Source organism: Lacibacter luteus (genome assembly GCF_004118265.1).
Classification (GTDB): domain Bacteria; phylum Bacteroidota; class Bacteroidia; order Chitinophagales; family Chitinophagaceae; genus Lacibacter; species Lacibacter luteus.
The window spans coordinates 466,619-484,206 of the sequence record NZ_SDHW01000002.1; the positions used below are offsets into that span (position 1 = coordinate 466,619).

Consider the following 17,588-nt stretch of genomic DNA (forward strand, 5'->3'; position numbering starts at 1 on the left):
AAGATGCAGCAACAAACAATCAACGGAAAACATAACGGCATAAACGGCACTGCTCAAAAAAGCAAAGAGCAGTTCAAAGAAATGTTTTACGAAGGCGTAAAACTTCTAAAAAGCTGGAAACCAAAAAAGGCAAACACAGAAGGAGAAATTGATGTGTTGGATTTTTTTTCGGGTTGTGGTGGAATGTCATTGGGCTTTGCTGCAATATCACAAAAGACAAACTTGTTCAACATTGTCGGAGGCATTGACCTCAGTGAGTTCGCCTTGAAATCATTTGAGAAAAACTACAAAACAAAAACTCTTAGGAAAGACATCAGAGAAATTTATGAAAACGAGGAGGAACAACAAATCAAAGATTACTTCGGCATAAAAGAGAAAAGAAAGAAGCCGCTTGTGATAATCGGTTGTGCTCCTTGTCAAGGTTTTTCTGCTCACCAAAAAAGATACGGACAGAAACACGATGAACGAAACACTTTAATTGGTGCGTTTGCTGAAATAGTTGTTTCGTTTAATCCCGACTACATCGTAATGGAAAATGTTCCTGAGATTTTAGGAGAGAAATATTCTCAACATTATCAGGAAGCGAAAGAAATTTTTGAAAGCAAGGGTTACAAAATCTCACAAGCTATTTTCAACTCAGCAGGTTTCGGAGTTCCGCAAGCACGATACAGAGCCGTAATTGTAGCTTCAAAAAATAATTTCTCACTTCCGTTAGAACTTCTTGCTCCTGATGAATATGCAACCGTGAAAGATGCAATCGGAGATTTGCCGAAAGTAAATGCTGGAGAAATTTTCAAAGGCGATTCTTATCACAGAAGTGCATCACACAAGGAAAGCACGATTGAGACAATTTCAAAAGTTCCGAAGAACGGAGGAAGCAGACCGAAAGGGGTTGGACCGAAATGTTTGGATAAGGTCACAGGTTTCTATGATGTTTACGGAAGATTGAGTTGGGAAAAACCTTCAATCACAATCACACAGTATTCACGAAATCCGGCAAGTGGAAGATTCACTCATCCGATTCAGAACAGAGGACTAACAATTAGGGAAGCGGCAAGGATTCAAAGTTTCCCCGATGGTTTTGAGTTTGAAGGAAATCTTGACGAGTGTTTCAAACAAATCGGTGAAGCCGTTCCACCTTTACTTTCATTGGCAATAGCAACACAGATTGCTATTGACTTTGCTTCAAACAAAAATGGAATTGCTGTTAAGAAAATAAACGGAAACGGCTTACATCAAAACGGACACACAACACTAAAAACAAAGAAAGCAGTTCTTGCATGAGATATACTTGTATTGACAGTTTTTCAGGAGCAGGCGGTTTGAGTTTGGGATTATCCAAAGCAGGATTTGAAATCTTGTTCAGTTTTGACATTGACGAACTTTCAATCAAAACACAAAAGCTAAACACAAAGTATTTCAATCACGAAGCAGTTTGTGCAGACATAACTCAAATCAACTCCAAACAACTGATGAAGGAACTTGGAATCAAGAGAGGAGAATTGACTTTGTTCGCAGGCGGACCACCATGCCAGGGATTTTCAATTCAGAGAATCGGAGAAGATTCGGACGATAGAAACAATTTGGTTTTTGAATTTATGAAAAAAGTCGTTGACTTTCTTCCTAAATTTTTTCTGATGGAAAATGTTCCCGGCATCGCTGGAAAAAGAGGAAAGGAAATCTTGGAAGATGCAATTGCTTTTGCAGAGCAAAACGGTTATGCAATTCACAGACAAATTTTGGATGCACAGGATTATGGAGTTCCGCAAAGAAGAAAGAGATTGATTATTGTCGGAGAAAGAATGCTGAATGGAAAATTGAAATTCCAATTTCCTAAAGTAAGCGGAAAAAAAATTACCGTAAGAGACATCATTTCCAAATTGCCCAAGCCACCCGTTGACGGAAAAGAGCATGAGAAAATTTCACTGCACCGCAGCGACAAACTTTCAAAAATTAATCTTGAACGAATAAAGTATTTGAAGCAAGGACAAGGCAGAGAATTTCTTCCCGAAAAATTATTAGCCGATTGCCATAAAATAGATTCAAGTGTTATAGGACACAGGAATGTTTACGGAAGAATGAGTTGGGATGAAGTTGCACCAACCATAACAGCAAGGTTTGACAGTTTCACAAGAGGTTTGTTCGGACACCCGGAACAACACAGAAGCATTTCACTTCGTGAAGGTGCATTGCTTCAAACTTTTCCAATGGACTTTGGCTTTTGCGGAAACAAAGTTGATGTTGCAAGACAAATAGGAAATGCAGTTCCACCAAAACTAGCTTATGCAATCGGCAAAAAAATAATTCAAAGCATCGCATGACTTTTCAGCATATAGCGGAACAATATTTCAAAGATTTGAAAAAAGAATTTTCAATCGGCACTTCTACAGGAGAAGCAACCGGTGAACTTTCTTACAGAATGAGTTTGGATAATTTTTTCAAGAATGTTGCTGAAAAGATTGATAAGAAGATTGACAGAATTCACGAACCGAAAAATCAGGGCAAACTTGGAAGACCCGATTGGAGATTTCACAATTCCGATTCAATGGGAGTTTACGGATATGTTGAAGCGAAAGGGCTTGACCAAAATAAAGAAATCAAAGTGAGTGATTATGAAAGTCAAGTTGAACGCTATTTGGTTTTGGAAAATCCGGTAATACTCACTGATGGAATTGATTTCGTTTTGTTCACTCATGATGGGAAGAAAAAACTCTTTTCACTTTGCAACAAGCCGATAAACTGGGAGAAGCCGGAATTGAATTTGGAAGTTGAAGTTTTATTCAAAACCTTCTTCAAGAAAGCCGGATACAGAAAAGTAACGGAAAACCAGTTGGTAAATGAAGTTGCAAAACGGGCAAGAAGTTTATCGGAAGAACTACTTGAACTTTTGCAACTTGACGATGATGAAGGAGAAACAAAAGTAGAGCGAACAACAATCAAACTTCTCAAAGAATTAAAAAGCACAGCCGAACAAAGCCACGACAAATCTTTAATTGACGATAAAGCATTCGCTGGTTTCATTGCACAGATTCTTTCATTCGGTTTGTTGTATGCTCATCGTGTGGTTGACAAAGCGGCAAAGAGTCCGAAAGACAAGTATCAAAAGATTCACGATTTCTGGTTCTCAGTTTTAGAAAAAGAATATACCGACAAACTAATTCCGTTCAGAACCTTAGTGCATGAATTGAAATCGGAACTTGATTCCGAGTTGAGCAGATTAGGAATTTGGTATGACGACCTCAGAAGGATGTTGGCTCACATTCAATTGAAGGATGAACAAATTGAACAACCCGATTTTCACGAATTGTATGAAACATTCCTGAGTGTTTACGACCCTGAAACAAGATTTGATTACGGAGCATATTACACTCCAAGGTCATTGGCTTTCTATACAGTGAATTTGGTGAAAGCTGTAATCAAAAAAACATTACCGAATCTGAAACTTGAAACGACAAAACATAAAGTTATTGACCCATGTTGCGGAACAGGAACTTTCATTGAAGCAATGTTGGAGAGATTTAATCTCCTTTCCAATTCAAGCATAATCGGTTTTGAAATTCTTCCTGCGCCTTACGCACTTGCACATTACCGCATGACAATGTTGGGAGAGAAATATCCTGACAACATCAAAATCATTTTGACAAACACACTCAGCGATAATCTTTTTGAAGAAGTGAAAATTAAAAAGGATGCATCCGAAATTAGTGTTTTGCTTCTTCAAGAACAACAAGCCGCATATCAGCTTGCGAACCCACCATTAACAATCATAATTGGCAACCCACCTTCCACGGATAAAAAATTTCAGCCGCAAAACGAAGGCGAAATAATCAAACAACTGATGGAAGATTTTAGACCGGATGCTGATGATAGAAAGGGAAGACAGAATACACAGAAGCAACTTCAAAATGATTTTGTAAAATTCATAAGGTGGACAATTTACAGAGCGGAAAAAAGTGTTCCATCCGTTTTTGCTCTTATACTCCCATCAGGTTTTGCGAAATACAATACTTACAAGTTCGCAAGAAAATATTTGAGTGAGAAAGTTTCTGACTTGTGGATTCTTGAATTTGACACCGACAACAGAACTGGAGCGGAAGCATCAAATGTTTTCAAAACTTTACAAGGACGACTTGCTTTAGTTGGAGTTCTGAGAAGTGAAGCCAATAAAAAAGTCAACATCAATTACCAAAGCATTTGTAATCTGAACCGACAGCAAAAGCATGAATTTTTTAATTCGGAAGTTTCGCTTGCAGATTGGACTGCAATAAATCAGCTGGATGAAAACTATTCTTTCAAACCTGCAAGCGATTACGATGCGGAAATGTATAGTCAATTTTGGGCTTTGACCGCAGAGAATGACGAAGGAATATTTTTACGACACTGTTCCAGTTTGAAACTTGCTCCGACACATTTACTTGTTCATTCATCGGAAGGGCAATTAAAGAGAAGGTCAAAGTTTATTGCTAAAGCGGAAAACAATTACGCAACGATAAAAGAAAAATGGTATTCCGGGCAACAAAAGCCACCACCTGGTACGAAGATTAACGATGCAGTAAAGAACAAATTAGAGAAAGCGGTTAACGCAAAGAACATTTTCAAATATTCTTATCGTCCGTTTTTGGAATCGTATGTATTGCTTGACGAAAATCTTTTTGATGAATTGGGAAAGACTAAAGGCGGTGGAATGAGAGACAGACCTGAAATCAGAGCGGCTTACAGCAACAAAAATGTTTTCGGATTTGCTGTTGCTCCTGCACCTGAAGATTTAGGACAAACCCTTCACAAGTTTTCTTCTTTCTGTTGGAATGTTCCCGACAACGACCTTTCAACAAGAGGTAATGCTCACATATTTTGCAATTTCTTTCCCGAATACAAAAAGAAAAAAGATTGGGATTCAAAAGTCAAGACGAACATCAACCCTACTCTGCTTTCAACTTTGTCAAAACAGTTCAGCATTAAAGAAGAAAAACTGATTAACCTTTTGACTTTTTATTGCTATGCTGTTTTAAGTTCTGAATTTTATCTTGACCAGTTCAAAGGAAAACTTTACAATGTTGCAGGTGAGTGGGCAAGCATTCCGATTACAGCCGACAAAGATTTATTTCTATTAGTTACAAAGTTTGGAGAACAACTTGCAAATATTGAAGCAGGTGATTTCAAAGCAAAAACTCCAAAAGACGATTTGACCGGACTTGAATATCACAAATACAAAATTGAAACCGACAGTATTCGTTTCATGGACGAGAAAGGGAATTTGATTAAACAGTATATTGACCTTGACGAAGATATTTTGCAGTTTGAAGTTTCGGGTTACTCCGTAGTCAGAGAATGGTTGAAACTTCATTCTTATCCTTATTACAGAAAGCAGTTGGAAGAAGATGAAATAAAAGAGTTTCATACTCTACTTTCAAAAATCAGATTGTATAAAGACACCATTTCGGAATTAGATAAATCAGTTGAGGAAATTCTGAATGGAAAATTGTTAGCAAAGAAATAATGTACAAGATTTATCTTCACTCATTTTCAGATATTTTTTAATCCCCATCATATCCAACGCACCAAGTCAGGCACATTTGCAAGGCACACAATTGCCGACACACAAAAGCCAACCTTGCAAAAGAGCCTGCCTTATTCCAACGCTTCCGGGACACACCCTACTTCAGGTGGACACATACTTTCAATTCAAATCACCAAGACGAAGGGCGAACATACAACAGGGAGTTTGCTGCTATGCTGGCAGACGAACATATTCTTAGCTTCATATCGCTATCAACCCTTATCCGGCCGACGGGAATTCTATCAGCTTTTGTTGTTATCTTCAACTTTAGTTTTTCAATCAGCAGCGGCTCCGGGCTGGACATTATAAAATACCAGCACAGCAGCAAGCTCTGGCCGTTAGCAGCCATTAATTTGACATCATGAAAATTTTAGCAGTTCTAATATTTCTTTCCTTTTATTCGGTTGCATTTGGACACAACCAATTGTACAAGAACATTCTTGTTAATAAGGATTCTATAGACAAATTCAGTATTTCATTTTCGACTTTTAATCATGCGGAGAGAATATTCAATGGGACTACTACATATATCTTGACAGAATCTACAATAAGGGTAACAAAGACTTATTTTGGCGCCACTAAAAGCAAGACAGTTTACTCGAAGTCAATTTCAAAAACGCCAACACTCATTTCTGCACTTTATAATATTAGTCTCGATACACTTAAAGATTATTACTTTAATAACTGTATAATGATAACAAGTGGGGACGAATATTTTTTAGACTTCGCAAACGGCTCGACAAAGAAAAGCATAAGCTTACATCATTATTATTTAAGACAATTGGACGACATTATTCAAATCATCAATTCGACCGTTCCTAAGAAATATCAATTTCAATATTTGACGAAAGACACAAAACAAGATTGCAGTTTATAAAACGGCTGCTAACAGCCGCATTTGTGCTATTGGGGTGCGACGCAAAGCGTCATTCAACAGCAATAAGGCTATTCGGCTTTTTGTCCCAGCTTGACATTTGCTATTGAACAACATAATAAATTTTTATCTTTAGTAACAATGTTCGGCAGCCGTCGCCGGGGGCGACGAATAGATGAAGCCCCCAACAGCACAAATGCCTGAAACGTTGCCTGCTATTCCGTTGGACACTTACAATAACTTATGGGACGACAAATAAATTTCTATTTACATCCAGACGACTACCAAGAATTTGAGGACTTGCTAAAAGCCACAGTTGACATTATTTTTTTGCCTTACTATCACTATGACGGTAAAGTACGTACAGTTGACACAACCATTCCTTTTGACTTTAGAAAAGAAGGCACAAGAATTTATTTAGTTAGACAACAAGATTTAAAGCAAATGGAGCTTAACCATATTGAGAAGTTTGGTTATTGGCTTATTGCAGACAATCATTTACCTGTTTTGCATTATGACCGTTGTGGTTTTGATAATGACAAAATAATTCGTGGAAGACTTTATTTCCAACCTTCATTCGTTAAAGACATGCAATGGGTTAATAAGTCAGAAGACTTTGTAAGTTGGGCTGACAACGTAATTAAAATCACAAGAAGAAAACTAAAAAAATATAAGTTTGACTTTGGTGGTTGGGGTTTTTCGGAATACGTCGGTAAACATGCGAAAGAATGGTTGGACAAAACAAAACAAGAAAAGCAAATAGATGACTCAACGCTTGTTACAACCTGAAAAGAACAGCAGGCAACATGCAGTTTTGCGGCAGCGGGGGCGACGCAAAGCGTCGGTCATCACCTGTAATGCTATTTAGCATTTGTATAAGCTGACATTTATCTATTAAGCATTTGAATGAAATTTTATCTTTAGTAACACAGTTCAGCACACGTCGCCAGGGGCGACGTAAAAGAATTGCCCCGCCGACCGCAAAGCTGTGAACGTTGGCGGCTATTGGTTCGACACCCTAAAATTCAAAAAACAAGTGCGACACCTTTTCATTTTAATCATTGCTCTTAATTACTGGACAGATGCTTTTGCTCAAAAGGCAACGCTTCCATCCGAAATTCTTACATCCAAACAGGTAACTGAATTATTCCCTGACACTGTTCGTAAGACGCTCAATATAAATTTTCCAATCTTTAGAGTTTACAAGTATTCAGACAAGGCCGGACAGTATTATTGCATTTTAAGCGAAAGCAGGAATGTAATTTCTGTCGACAAAGACACATTTAGTCATAACATTAAAGCAATAAACGTCAAAGCCGACAATGGCTCATTCATCAAACTTTGGGAAATCAATGACAACATCATTAAAAATAACAATGATGAAAGTTCCATTTGGTTTTGGACAAAGTATATTGACTTCAAAGATTATGACAACGATGGTTTGGCTGACCCTTTCATCATCTATGGCACTTCTGCTGCCAATGGTTATGACGATGCACGAATAAAATTCATCATTTACTACAGGGGACAAAAAATTGCCATCAGACACCAAAATGGCGTTCTTGATTTTGAACGAGAAACAATGGTAGACAAACTGTTTTATGACTTGCCGCAATCTTTGCAGACAAGCACTAAACAAAAAATGGAACTCATGATAAAGAACAATCAAGCAATTTTCCCGGCAGGTTGGCAGACAGCAATGAAAAATAAAATGACAATATTTAAAGAGAGATGAAAAAGTTTAATATTAGAATTATTTTAGCAGCATTCTGTTTATACACTTCGTGCAATTTATTTTCAAAAAATTGGGATAAAATATATGAAAACCAGCAAAAGTTTTTTAGAGATAATGAATCAACGTTTGCATTAGCTGTAAAGATTTTAGATACCTCTACAGTTTCAGATACTTCACTCTTGATTTTTGATAAGTACTTAAAAATGCCAGATACGCTGATAGGTAAGCTAAGAGACATCGGCATTAAACAAATTGATGTTTATAAAGATAGTTGTGAAACTAAAGATATAAGATTTGTACCTGATTCGCTTTGGGACTGCGACAGGTTTTCTGTTATGCAGATTCAGTACAATAGATGCGATGAAAGAAGTGAAAAGGGTTACCATTGGACGATGAAAGGCTCTAATCATAAGCATTCCTTTGGACAAGGGAATGGGTGGTTTATTTACTCGGACTCTGACCCATTTTAAAATTTATAACAGACGCCAACAGGCAGTTTTGCGGCAGCGGGGGGCGACGAAAAGCGTCGGTCATCACCTGTAATCCTATTTAGCTTTTGTATCTGCTGACATTTATCGATTAAGCTTTTGAATAAAATTTTATCTTTAGTATCAACGTTCATCACTCGTCGCCAGGGGCGACGTAAAACAATTGCCCCGGCGACCGCAAAGCTGTGAACGTAAGCCGCCATTATATGGAAACACGCTAAATCGACATCTTATATAAAAAAGCATTGAAGAACTTATTAGTAATCTTATTGACAGTTTTCATTTCTTGTTCTCAGCGACAAACAAATTCAGATGATGTTTTTCTTGTTCCTGTTCGAACAAAGCCTGAAATTAAAAGTCAATCTGACGAGCCGCCACCACCACCACCAATTCAAACTTATTATCTGCCATCAAACTTCATAATTGACACAGCCGGAGAAGTTTATTTTTATCAGCAGCAACAATATGGTTGGTTTTGCGGGACAGGTATTGACTGGGATACGCCACCTGAATTTATTGACCTCAAACCAAAGGACTTGATTCATATTCCCATTGCAAGTATTGAGGACTTTATTAAGCTAAATATTGCAACGCTTGACAGTAATGATAGACGTGTTGCAATTGCCTCAATTAAAGACACAGTTACTTCAGTTGGACTTTCAAAAATCTTTAAAGTATTTAAGGACTCAACCAACAAAATAAACTGGACATTTAGAAAAGCAACGCAAGAAGAAAGTATCGTTTTGAAATTTAAGCAGCTAAATTGGAAATACTATTCCGATGACATTAAATGGGACTCGACAAAAACTAGATTTCCGCCTACTATTGATGACATGATAAAGTTTACTCTGCCTAAAGTGAAGGACGAATAACGGCGGCTTACATGGGGTTTTATGCAAGTTGAGCATGACATTGTAATATCAGCCAATTGCAAATCCAAGCTTCACTTCCGGCTTGACGTTAAATAATGAACTTTAGTAGTTAACTTCAGTGAAACAAAATAATCATCAGCAGTACGGGCAGACACAACAACTTTCCCAACCTGCATAAAGCCCTGCTCGTTACCTGCCATTTTTTGTAGACCATGAAACTATTAATGAATAAAGAACAAGCCATATCAATACTGCAAGACAGAATAAGAGAAGTGAACGCCTACAATTTTGACCCGCAGGTGTGGAAAAATAGAACGCAGCTTGATGTACAACAAATATTCGGACGCTATTGTGAACAATGGTTGCAAGTGGGACAACTGTATTTTGACACTTACATTGTCAGTGAGAAACAGAAGAAAATGGCTGAAGGAAAAGCAACTGCAATAAAGTTGTTGCAATCCTACATAGAATATATAAATCAGACTACCGCAATTGCAGCCCAACAAAGACAAGAAAGTGAAGAATTATATAAACAGAAGTATTCAAAACTTCTTGGGGAATGGAACGAGTTTGTGCCTCAATACAATCAATTATTGAAAGACCATGATAATTTAATTGAGCAGTACAACACTGTTCAAGGAGAAAAAGAAACTATTGAACAAGAAGTTCAACAAACCAAAAAAGTAGAAGAATACTTCCCAATACAACTTTTAGACAACACAAGAGGCTATTTGATTACAACGGGTAATCAATGCAATTTTTGTTTCAATCACGGTCTTAATGATGCTTGCCTTGTCATGCTAAGAAAATTAATTGAAACACTTATTATTGAGTGTTTTGAGAGACACCGAATTGAAGGAAAAATAAAAAATCAGCAAGGACATTATTTTTTTCTAAGTGACTTGATAGATTTATTCACACAAGAAACAGCTTGGACTACAAGCAGGAATACAATTTCAAGTTTGCCAAGCATTAAAAAGTTAGGTGATTTAAGTGCCCATAACAGACGTTTCAATGCTAAAAGACACGACTTGGAAAAGATTCAGGGAGAAGTACGAATTGTTATAGAAGAATTGGTTCACTTAATTGACTATCCGACTTGGACAAAATAAAACGGCAGGTAACATTACATTGCTGCCAGCGGCGGACACTTTACGCCAGTTGAACTTTCATTCTGTGCCGCCGTCAGCAATGCTTCAACGTTGTACGCAAAAAATACAGACACCCTACTATGCAAAAAACTTTAATCGGACTGACTTTAATTATTTGTTGTTTGACACAGTCCTGCAATTCACAAACTGGTGACAAATCAAAAGGTGACAGTGAACAAGTAAATAAGCAAGCCCCATTTTATTCAAAGCAACTTCCAACAGGTAGTCCAAGAATTAGCAAGGAGTACGACTCGACAAAAATTGAGAGCTATGACCCGTTTATAATTTACAAAGACGGCTCATATATGATTGCTGCGGAAATGGAAAGTAAAGAATTGTTTGACAAGTACAATCCAATTTTTGAGAAGTATCAATATTCTGGAAACGGATATAGTTGGGAAGGACACATTAAACAAATGTTAGAGAAAGAAAATCCAGCATTACTAAAACACTTACAATTTGACCCAGAGGCTGGTGGTTTTTATGTTTTCGCTGACAGTGAAAAAACACAAAGACAATTTGCCGACATAGTGAGTAAAATATTTAAAGACATTCCAAAACTTGAGCAATATCTAAAAACAGCAGACAGAGAAAAAATTGACGACTAATTTTTCTGCGTACAACAGGCGGTTTGGCAATATGGCGGTGCGACGAATATATTCTCGACTTTTTGTTCGCTACTCAGCTTCAGTTTCGGAAGACGAATAACGCCGAGCAACAGAATAAACAAAGAGCTTTTGTATCTTTAATCAGCAGCGGCACCGAGCAGACGGAACACAGAATACCGCCACATCGCCAATGCTTCAACGTTAGCGGCAATATATGTGGAGACCTTTAGTTACAGTTTTTCTTTGGTTTATTCTAGACAGTTGTAGCACGACAATAAAAGTGTTTCCTACAACTGACCAGGATAAATTAGGAGTAAAATCAAATAAGTTTCGAGGGACAGTTTTTAAAAAATCATATCCGCAAGACAAATTATTTATTAGCTCGATAGACAGTATTAATAGATTTACTCCGACAGAAAATGAAATAAAACAAGCAGAAGCTATTCTGAAGAAACAGATTGAACAAGAGAATAAAGACAGGCTCAATCAGCTTAAGAAAAAAGAGTATATCCATAGAAATCTGAACAAATATTTTAGACAGTACATCGGGTTTACAAATCACAAGGGAGAAAAAGTAATTCATATAAATTTCGATTGGGACAGATATACTTTGTTTGACAGAATTATAGGTAATTGGGACGATCGAAATGAATACACCTCAGATTTTACAGTGACCTTTGATGGCGGTAGCCGACATTGGAGCATCAATGTGAATTTGACAACAGGAAAACTTGAAGGACTTTCTATCAACGGAGTAGCGTGACTGCAATACTGCCGCTAACATGGGTTTTGCTGCAAACGGGGCAGACGAATAATCTCTCAGCTTCAGTAATTCTAATCGGCATCGGCTTGGGCAGATGACCTAATATGAAGCATCGTACTAATCATCAACATTTGTAATTTTAACGGGCTGACGTAGTGGGGCGACGGTAATTCTGATCCCCCGCCTGCGCAAAGCCCTCAACGTTAAACGACACAAAACCGGTTCAATAATTTAAGATATAAATAGCTATGGCTTTTCTACAAGCATTATGGTTAGGCTGTTTCATGAACCCTTTCGCTTGCAGATAATCAACTCCTGATCGTTTTTGTCTGATATTTCTGTGGGGCGCAAACCAGGTGGTGCTACCACAATCTTCAACGAGTCTCCGTCCAACTCATAAGCAATGCTGACGGGCGTCGAAATGTTAAGCGTTTCATCTGGCTGAATAGTAATGAACTTGAGGTTGCCGGTAGTGTCCAACTTGAAAGAATACGTAACCTCCTTCCCGGTCTCGTCTGTGAAAAAAAGTTTATCTCCTTTGAAGACATATAGGTAAGATACATTCCATTTCTTGCCGTTTTGGCTTTCCGATTGCGCCAACCAAGTTCCTTGTAAGTTTGCTTGGTCGGTAGATTTTGCCGCATCCCCGGCGTCGCCACACGACAAAGTGCAAACGAGTAGCAATATAATGAGGTAGATCTTCATAATGTTTTATTACAAAACGTACAACTATATAGAAGGTTACAAAATTGCAATTTATCACTGTTTAAATTATATAACTTATTAAAAAGGGTATTCCGAATATTGTCTCGTCCTGAAATAGGTTGATTACAAATCAACGATTTTATGGGTTTAAAAGAACAGATTATTAAGGAGTACCTGCAACCAAAACGTAAAAACATCTATCCGGCTTACAGAAGGAATTTTCTCCATTGCATTTACCTGCACAAACCGGTTAACAGGTAAGCTGTTTCTGCTCACAAACTGCTTGTGAAGAAATTATTTACAAAGTTTACACGATTATTTACAACCAGGATTCTTCCGTGTGCTTACGATGAAAGTATTTTTGGTATAGCAATTTTAAAAGGATACGAGAAACGAAAAAATGTTTTAACGGTCCTGATCTGACGGGAGAAAAAATCTATATTCACTAAACCTGCAAAAAATATGAAAAAAGTTATTTCTGCGCTCGTCTTACTTCTGGTTGTGGTAAGCAGCGGACTGGTATTTGCTAATCGTGCAAACAAAAAAGAAACGGCTAAAAAATCAAATTCAAAGCCGCTCACTGCTGCAGAAATGCAAGCTGCAAAAAAAGAATGGGAGGCCGCACCTGCCGGCATCAACTTCAAAAACTGGCAACTGTCTCCCCAAGGTAAGAAAGTGCTTGCCGGCGCTGCTAAAATAAGAAAGCATACAGGTGCTTTTACCAATATGGAAGCTGTTGTAACTTCTCTTTCTCTTCCGCCTGGCTCAAGATTGGGTTTCGGGGTAATGGTGAAGATTAATGGCGATGATTATATACTAAGTTTCGGACCGGAAAATGCGCATGAATTTGCGCAATTGCACAATCTGAAAGTTAATGACAGAATAATAATAAAAAGCCGATCCGTATCGTACGCTCCCAAGTATGCCTATGCAATTGTGCGGGGCGATTATGTAGAACAAAACAGTAAAACAATTTATAAACGTCCTCCTTTTAAAGGTGGTTGCTGAGTATATAAATTGTGAAGTACGCACAGGTTTATGTTTTGTTTCTGATGTTTGTTTTTCACAAGCTGTGAAAGACAAATAAATTACTGACAACAGAAGCACTACCTGGTAAAAAGCAACAGAAAAATGTTCAATAAAATAGTGCCAACAATTCCTGTACTCATCACAGAACGATTAACACTCCGGCAACTTTTGGAAACTGATGCAACGGAATTGTTTTTGCTGAGATCGGATGAAACAATCAATAAACATCTCGACCGAAAACCAGCTGCAAGCACAGAAGATGCCTTAAACTTTATTCGTAACATTCGAAATAAAGAACTGCTATATTGGGCAATTACAGAAACACAGCATGAAGAATTGATTGGTACTATTTGTTTGTTTGATTTTTCGAAAGATGGAACGGGATGCGAAATGGGATTTGAGCTTTTAACCGGTTACCGGCACCGGGGCATTATGCATGAAGCCGCAAAAAAAATCAGTGCATTTGCAGCAAACACTCTTGCTGTAAAAACAATTGATGCCATTACACATAAAGACAATCTTGATTCTATAAAACTTCTTCAGAAACTAAGCTTTGAACAGGTAGGGTTTACGGATGAGGCCAATAGCGATTTACTGCAGTTTCGGTTATTGGTGGGCCAATAAACCGGTTCAAAAACGGATAATAAATTAAACACCGCTTTCTAATCAGGCGTACAACCTTTGCAAGCTCCTCACACCGGAGTGTAACAACATACACGGCTGTTGCTGTTTTACACACGTTCAGTAAACAAATTTCGCCGGCATTAAAAATTGTGAATCTTTGCGTACAAATTGCAAAGCCACTAACTGTATGACAGCTAAAAACCGGAACGTATTTCTAACACAAATTATTCTTGTACTTACGGCCATCGTGTTACTCAACGCCTGCATAAGTCCACGCAAAACAGATAAATGGGTTGCCAATCATTATGGCAGTGTTCCTCAACCCATCAAACGGAAAACAGAACTCGTAACAGTGCAATCGAATGTTGCTGCTATGGGAACAGTTATTTCCGAGAGCCGCAGAAAATCGTCAAGTGTATTACCGCTGATCGTTTATTGGAAATGGAATTATGTAAATGCCTGCAAGCTTAATCCGCAAATGGCATTGAATGGTTTTACATCAACAGTAAACAGCTATGCAGCAAGAGTGTTGAAACCAAAACTCAACAACCAAACAATTGAATTGACGGTTGAAAAAATTCCGTCGGCATTTGATTTAGATAATACAGGTCATTATATTTTTCTTGGTCTTTATGGTGCAGGTTGGGAAAATGTAACCTTATTTCCGCAGGAGCGTGAGCTGCAGGTTTCGTACAAAGTGATTAACGCCGATAAAACAGTTGCAAAAACAGGAACGGTGAGTATGCCCATCCAGATTCAGCCGGTGAAAGCGGGCATGTATCAATCGGTAAAGAAAAAAATGGCTCGTTATCTTGAGCAATACGATGCAAATATGATCAGCATGGGCCGCAAATTACTTGATAAGCTTGCCGCAGAATTGTAAGAAGAATGGCGTTAACTTATTTTTTATTTATAGCCCGCCATTGAAATGCTTTGAATTTTTGAATAAGAGAAAATGAAATTGATTCGTGGCTACATGAACCAAGGCGTTGAACTATAAGAGAGAACCAATCGTTAGCCAATTTCCAGCTTGTAACCTTTGCCGTGTATGCTGTTGATCTTAACAGCAGAATCCTGCTCCAGACGTTTGCGTAGTTTTGAAACAAACACATCAAGGCTGCGCCCAACAATCACACCTTCATCTTCCCACACTTCTTTTTGCAGCCGGTTACGATCGATGATCTCATTTGGTTCGGCAGCAAAAATGCTCAGTAACTTCGATTCTTTGCTTGTAAGAATGATTTCTTCCCCTGCAAATACCAAGCGTTGTACCGAAGGGTAAAACAAATAATTACCGATCTGTAGTGATGGGTTAATTGCATTGTTTGCTGTTTCGGTTTCTGTTGTTGTTTGCCTGTTGCGTTTGCTGCGCAGGGTAATAACAGCAGCAGCGATCAATAAACAAACACCGCCAAGAATTAACCAGGTTCCGGGCGAAAAGGGTTTATCCCGAAAGCTGATGAAAATGGTATAAGGCAATGCAGGTTGACGGCGCCCCCGGCAGGGAACAATGTTTTGCTGTTCGGTACCGAGGATAGCATAACCAAAAACGACTTTGTTGTTTTGTGCTTCACTTACCTGTACAATATAATTGGATGGAAGATCGTGTTTGCTGATGATGCGATCGATACTTTTTACCAGCGAGTCGGGACTGAAGGAAAAGCTTACCGGAAATGTAAGTTGAAACTTGTTTTCCGAAATGCGCTTCACCGGCGAAACGGGTGAGCTGCTGTCGCCCGTTTGTTGCAGAATGCTGTGAGCAATCTGCCGCATAACGATCATTTCACGGGCTTCATCAAAATCGGTCTTGCTGTTTTGTCTGCTCACAAAACCAACCAGCAGCAGCAACATGCCGCCCGCCATAATCAGCAATACCAGCTTTCGATCCATAATCAAAAGTAGGCAATCAATGCTGTAACTGCCTTTGTTTACAAAGGTTTTACAAGTGTTTACAATGTATTTACAGCTGTTTTACCGGCAAAGGCTTTGTGCAGGAGTAAATTCGTTACACACAAAAACAGCGTTTATGAAACATATCCCCCTTTCTCTTTTTGTATTGCTGCTTGTTGCCTGCAAGGGACAAAACAGCAGCCAGCAACAACTGCCCGATGAAATGATCCAGGCCATCAATAACGGGCAACCCAAGCCACAGTATAAACCTGTGTTCAACTTTATGTCTGTTAAGTTCAAACCGGCCTACGATCCATCGCTGCAGGTAAGCGATTATATACGCTGTATGCTGGAGGATAAGCAGGGCAATATCTGGTTTGGAACAAACAACGAGGGTGTGTGCCGTTACGATGGTAAACAGTTTGTTTATTTTACAACAAAGGAAGGCATCAGCGGAAATGCAGTGAGAAAAATGGCTGAAGACAAAGAAGGCAATATCTGGATGGCAACCAACAACGGTCTTACCATGTACAACGGCAAAACGTTTCGTGTATTTACCGAAAAGGACGGACTGCCATCGAACGATACCTGGAGTTTGTTATGCAACAGCAAAGGAGAAATGTGGGCTGGCACCATGAAGGGTGTATGCAAATTAAACGACAACCGATTTACAGCTGTTGAATTGCCTGTTTACGGCAACTCAAAATGTTTTACACGCTTTACGCCTCAATTGGTGTGGACGATGTATGAAGATAAACAAGGCAATACCTGGTTTGGAACGGATGGCGATGGCGTAAAAAAGTTTGATGGTAAAACCATCACCCGCTATACAGAAGCCGATGGTTTGGCGGGCAACAATGTACTGTCGATCACAGAAGATAAAACAGGTCGGCTTTGGTTTGGTACCTGGGGTAAAGGCGTTAGTTGTTATGCTGAAAATGTGTTTACAAACTACAACAACACAAACGGTTTAGCCGGTAACGATGTGTGGAGCATGCTGGTAGATAAACAAGGTTATTTGTGGATGGGAACGTTGGGCAAAGGCATCACCCGGTTTAACGGATCTGCCTTTACTACTTATACCGAAAAGGATGGATTTACCAGGAATCATGTACAAAGCATTATGCAAACAAAAGACGGCGAAATGTGGTTTGGCTTTTCGGGAGGTGTGTTCCGTTTGCGGCATTCGCAACTGATCAATTTTATTAAAGGCGGTTGCTGACGATTAATGTTTCACTATACAAGCGAAGCAGCCGTTAATTTATTAATGGCTGTTCTTTTTTTGCCAATCA

At 38.6% G+C, this 17,588-nt stretch carries 16 protein-coding genes; 14 read left to right on the forward strand and 2 right to left on the reverse strand.

The window, feature by feature from the left end; all coding sequences use genetic code 11:
• The first annotated feature begins 3 nt into the window (after positions 1–3).
• The 10 genes from ESA94_RS09715 (at position 4) to ESA94_RS09760 (ending at position 12,048) form a co-directional block, all read left to right on the forward strand.
• Positions 4–1,284, forward strand: coding sequence for a DNA cytosine methyltransferase (locus ESA94_RS09715; RefSeq protein WP_129130692.1), 1,281 nt, complete (start codon positions 4–6; stop codon positions 1,282–1,284).
• Positions 1,281–2,321 carry a DNA cytosine methyltransferase gene (locus tag ESA94_RS09720; RefSeq protein ID WP_129130693.1) on the forward strand — a complete coding sequence of 347 codons (1,041 nt, stop codon included), beginning with the start codon at positions 1,281–1,283 and terminating at the stop codon, positions 2,319–2,321. The genes ESA94_RS09715 and ESA94_RS09720 overlap by 4 nt, the downstream gene beginning before the upstream one ends.
• The gene (locus tag ESA94_RS09725; RefSeq protein WP_129130694.1) at positions 2,318–5,497 is read left to right on the forward strand and encodes a type ISP restriction/modification enzyme; all 3,180 of its coding nucleotides are present in this window, start codon (positions 2,318–2,320) and stop codon (positions 5,495–5,497) included. Before ESA94_RS09720 ends, ESA94_RS09725 begins: the two co-directional genes overlap by 4 nt.
• Before the next feature lie 1,177 nt (positions 5,498–6,674).
• Positions 6,675–7,220 (forward strand): hypothetical protein, encoded by a 546-nt coding sequence (locus ESA94_RS09730; RefSeq protein ID WP_129130695.1) that lies wholly within the window; start codon positions 6,675–6,677, stop codon positions 7,218–7,220.
• Positions 7,221–7,467: 247 nt separating this feature from the next.
• A complete protein-coding gene (locus ESA94_RS09735; RefSeq protein WP_394342829.1) occupies positions 7,468–8,166 on the forward strand; it encodes a M949_RS01915 family surface polysaccharide biosynthesis protein in 699 nt (232 codons plus the stop codon).
• On the forward strand, positions 8,163–8,636 hold the full coding sequence (locus tag ESA94_RS09740; protein ID WP_129130697.1) for a hypothetical protein: 474 nt from the start codon (positions 8,163–8,165) through the stop codon (positions 8,634–8,636). Before ESA94_RS09735 ends, ESA94_RS09740 begins: the two co-directional genes overlap by 4 nt.
• Positions 8,637–8,899: 263 nt before the next feature.
• Entirely contained in the window at positions 8,900–9,526 is a 627-nt protein-coding gene (locus ESA94_RS09745; protein ID WP_129130698.1) for a hypothetical protein, read from the forward strand.
• Between the two features lie 224 nt (positions 9,527–9,750).
• Positions 9,751–10,638, forward strand: a complete 888-nt coding sequence (locus tag ESA94_RS09750) for a polysaccharide deacetylase family protein (protein ID WP_129130699.1) — start codon at positions 9,751–9,753, stop codon at positions 10,636–10,638.
• A 119-nt stretch (positions 10,639–10,757) separates the two neighbouring features.
• Positions 10,758–11,285: an Imm51 family immunity protein gene (locus ESA94_RS09755; RefSeq protein ID WP_129130700.1), complete on the forward strand. Its 528-nt coding sequence runs from the start codon at positions 10,758–10,760 to the stop codon at positions 11,283–11,285.
• A gap of 214 nt (positions 11,286–11,499) precedes the next feature.
• Positions 11,500–12,048: a hypothetical protein gene (locus tag ESA94_RS09760; RefSeq protein WP_129130701.1), complete on the forward strand. Its 549-nt coding sequence runs from the start codon at positions 11,500–11,502 to the stop codon at positions 12,046–12,048.
• A 282-nt stretch (positions 12,049–12,330) separates the two neighbouring features.
• Here the strand turns inward: ESA94_RS09760 and ESA94_RS09765 are convergent, their stop codons facing one another.
• Positions 12,331–12,753, reverse strand: coding sequence for a TIGR03067 domain-containing protein (locus tag ESA94_RS09765; RefSeq protein ID WP_129130702.1), 423 nt, complete (start codon positions 12,751–12,753; stop codon positions 12,331–12,333).
• 462 nt (positions 12,754–13,215) lie between these two features.
• On the opposite strand from ESA94_RS09765, the gene ESA94_RS09770 reads away from it, so the two are divergent.
• The 3 genes from ESA94_RS09770 to ESA94_RS09780 all read left to right on the forward strand — a co-directional run bounded on the left by ESA94_RS09770 (position 13,216) and on the right by ESA94_RS09780 (position 15,289).
• Positions 13,216–13,761: a hypothetical protein gene (locus ESA94_RS09770; protein ID WP_129130703.1), complete on the forward strand. Its 546-nt coding sequence runs from the start codon at positions 13,216–13,218 to the stop codon at positions 13,759–13,761.
• Between the two features lie 123 nt (positions 13,762–13,884).
• Positions 13,885–14,406, forward strand: a complete 522-nt coding sequence (locus ESA94_RS09775; RefSeq protein ID WP_129130704.1) for a GNAT family N-acetyltransferase — start codon at positions 13,885–13,887, stop codon at positions 14,404–14,406.
• Between the two features lie 187 nt (positions 14,407–14,593).
• Entirely contained in the window at positions 14,594–15,289 is a 696-nt protein-coding gene (locus ESA94_RS09780) for a hypothetical protein (RefSeq protein ID WP_129130705.1), read from the forward strand.
• Between the two features lie 131 nt (positions 15,290–15,420).
• Here ESA94_RS09780 and ESA94_RS09785 read toward each other — a convergent pair whose 3' ends face one another.
• Complete coding sequence (locus ESA94_RS09785; protein WP_129130706.1) at positions 15,421–16,296, reverse strand: winged helix-turn-helix domain-containing protein; 876 nt, start codon at positions 16,294–16,296, stop codon at positions 15,421–15,423.
• Between the two features lie 136 nt (positions 16,297–16,432).
• Here ESA94_RS09785 and ESA94_RS09790 point away from each other — a divergent pair, with 136 nt between their 5' ends.
• Positions 16,433–17,518, forward strand: a complete 1,086-nt coding sequence (locus tag ESA94_RS09790) for a ligand-binding sensor domain-containing protein (protein ID WP_164972695.1) — start codon at positions 16,433–16,435, stop codon at positions 17,516–17,518.
• Positions 17,519–17,588 lie beyond the last annotated feature (70 nt).

Coding starts and splice junctions, on each gene's coding strand:
- ESA94_RS09730 (WP_129130695.1), top strand. CDS start 6,675: ATGGGACGACAAATAAATTTCTATTTACATCCAGACGACTACCAAGAA.
- ESA94_RS09785 (WP_129130706.1), bottom strand. CDS start 16,296: ATGGATCGAAAGCTGGTATTGCTGATTATGGCGGGCGGCATGTTGCTG.
- ESA94_RS09790 (WP_164972695.1), top strand. CDS start 16,433: ATGAAACATATCCCCCTTTCTCTTTTTGTATTGCTGCTTGTTGCCTGC.
- ESA94_RS09725 (WP_129130694.1), top strand. CDS start 2,318: ATGACTTTTCAGCATATAGCGGAACAATATTTCAAAGATTTGAAAAAA.
- ESA94_RS09770 (WP_129130703.1), top strand. CDS start 13,216: ATGAAAAAAGTTATTTCTGCGCTCGTCTTACTTCTGGTTGTGGTAAGC.
- ESA94_RS09765 (WP_129130702.1), bottom strand. CDS start 12,753: ATGAAGATCTACCTCATTATATTGCTACTCGTTTGCACTTTGTCGTGT.
- ESA94_RS09755 (WP_129130700.1), top strand. CDS start 10,758: ATGCAAAAAACTTTAATCGGACTGACTTTAATTATTTGTTGTTTGACA.
- ESA94_RS09740 (WP_129130697.1), top strand. CDS start 8,163: ATGAAAAAGTTTAATATTAGAATTATTTTAGCAGCATTCTGTTTATAC.
- ESA94_RS09720 (WP_129130693.1), top strand. CDS start 1,281: ATGAGATATACTTGTATTGACAGTTTTTCAGGAGCAGGCGGTTTGAGT.
- ESA94_RS09760 (WP_129130701.1), top strand. CDS start 11,500: ATGTGGAGACCTTTAGTTACAGTTTTTCTTTGGTTTATTCTAGACAGT.
- ESA94_RS09715 (WP_129130692.1), top strand. CDS start 4: ATGCAGCAACAAACAATCAACGGAAAACATAACGGCATAAACGGCACT.
- ESA94_RS09780 (WP_129130705.1), top strand. CDS start 14,594: ATGACAGCTAAAAACCGGAACGTATTTCTAACACAAATTATTCTTGTA.
- ESA94_RS09750 (WP_129130699.1), top strand. CDS start 9,751: ATGAATAAAGAACAAGCCATATCAATACTGCAAGACAGAATAAGAGAA.
- ESA94_RS09775 (WP_129130704.1), top strand. CDS start 13,885: ATGTTCAATAAAATAGTGCCAACAATTCCTGTACTCATCACAGAACGA.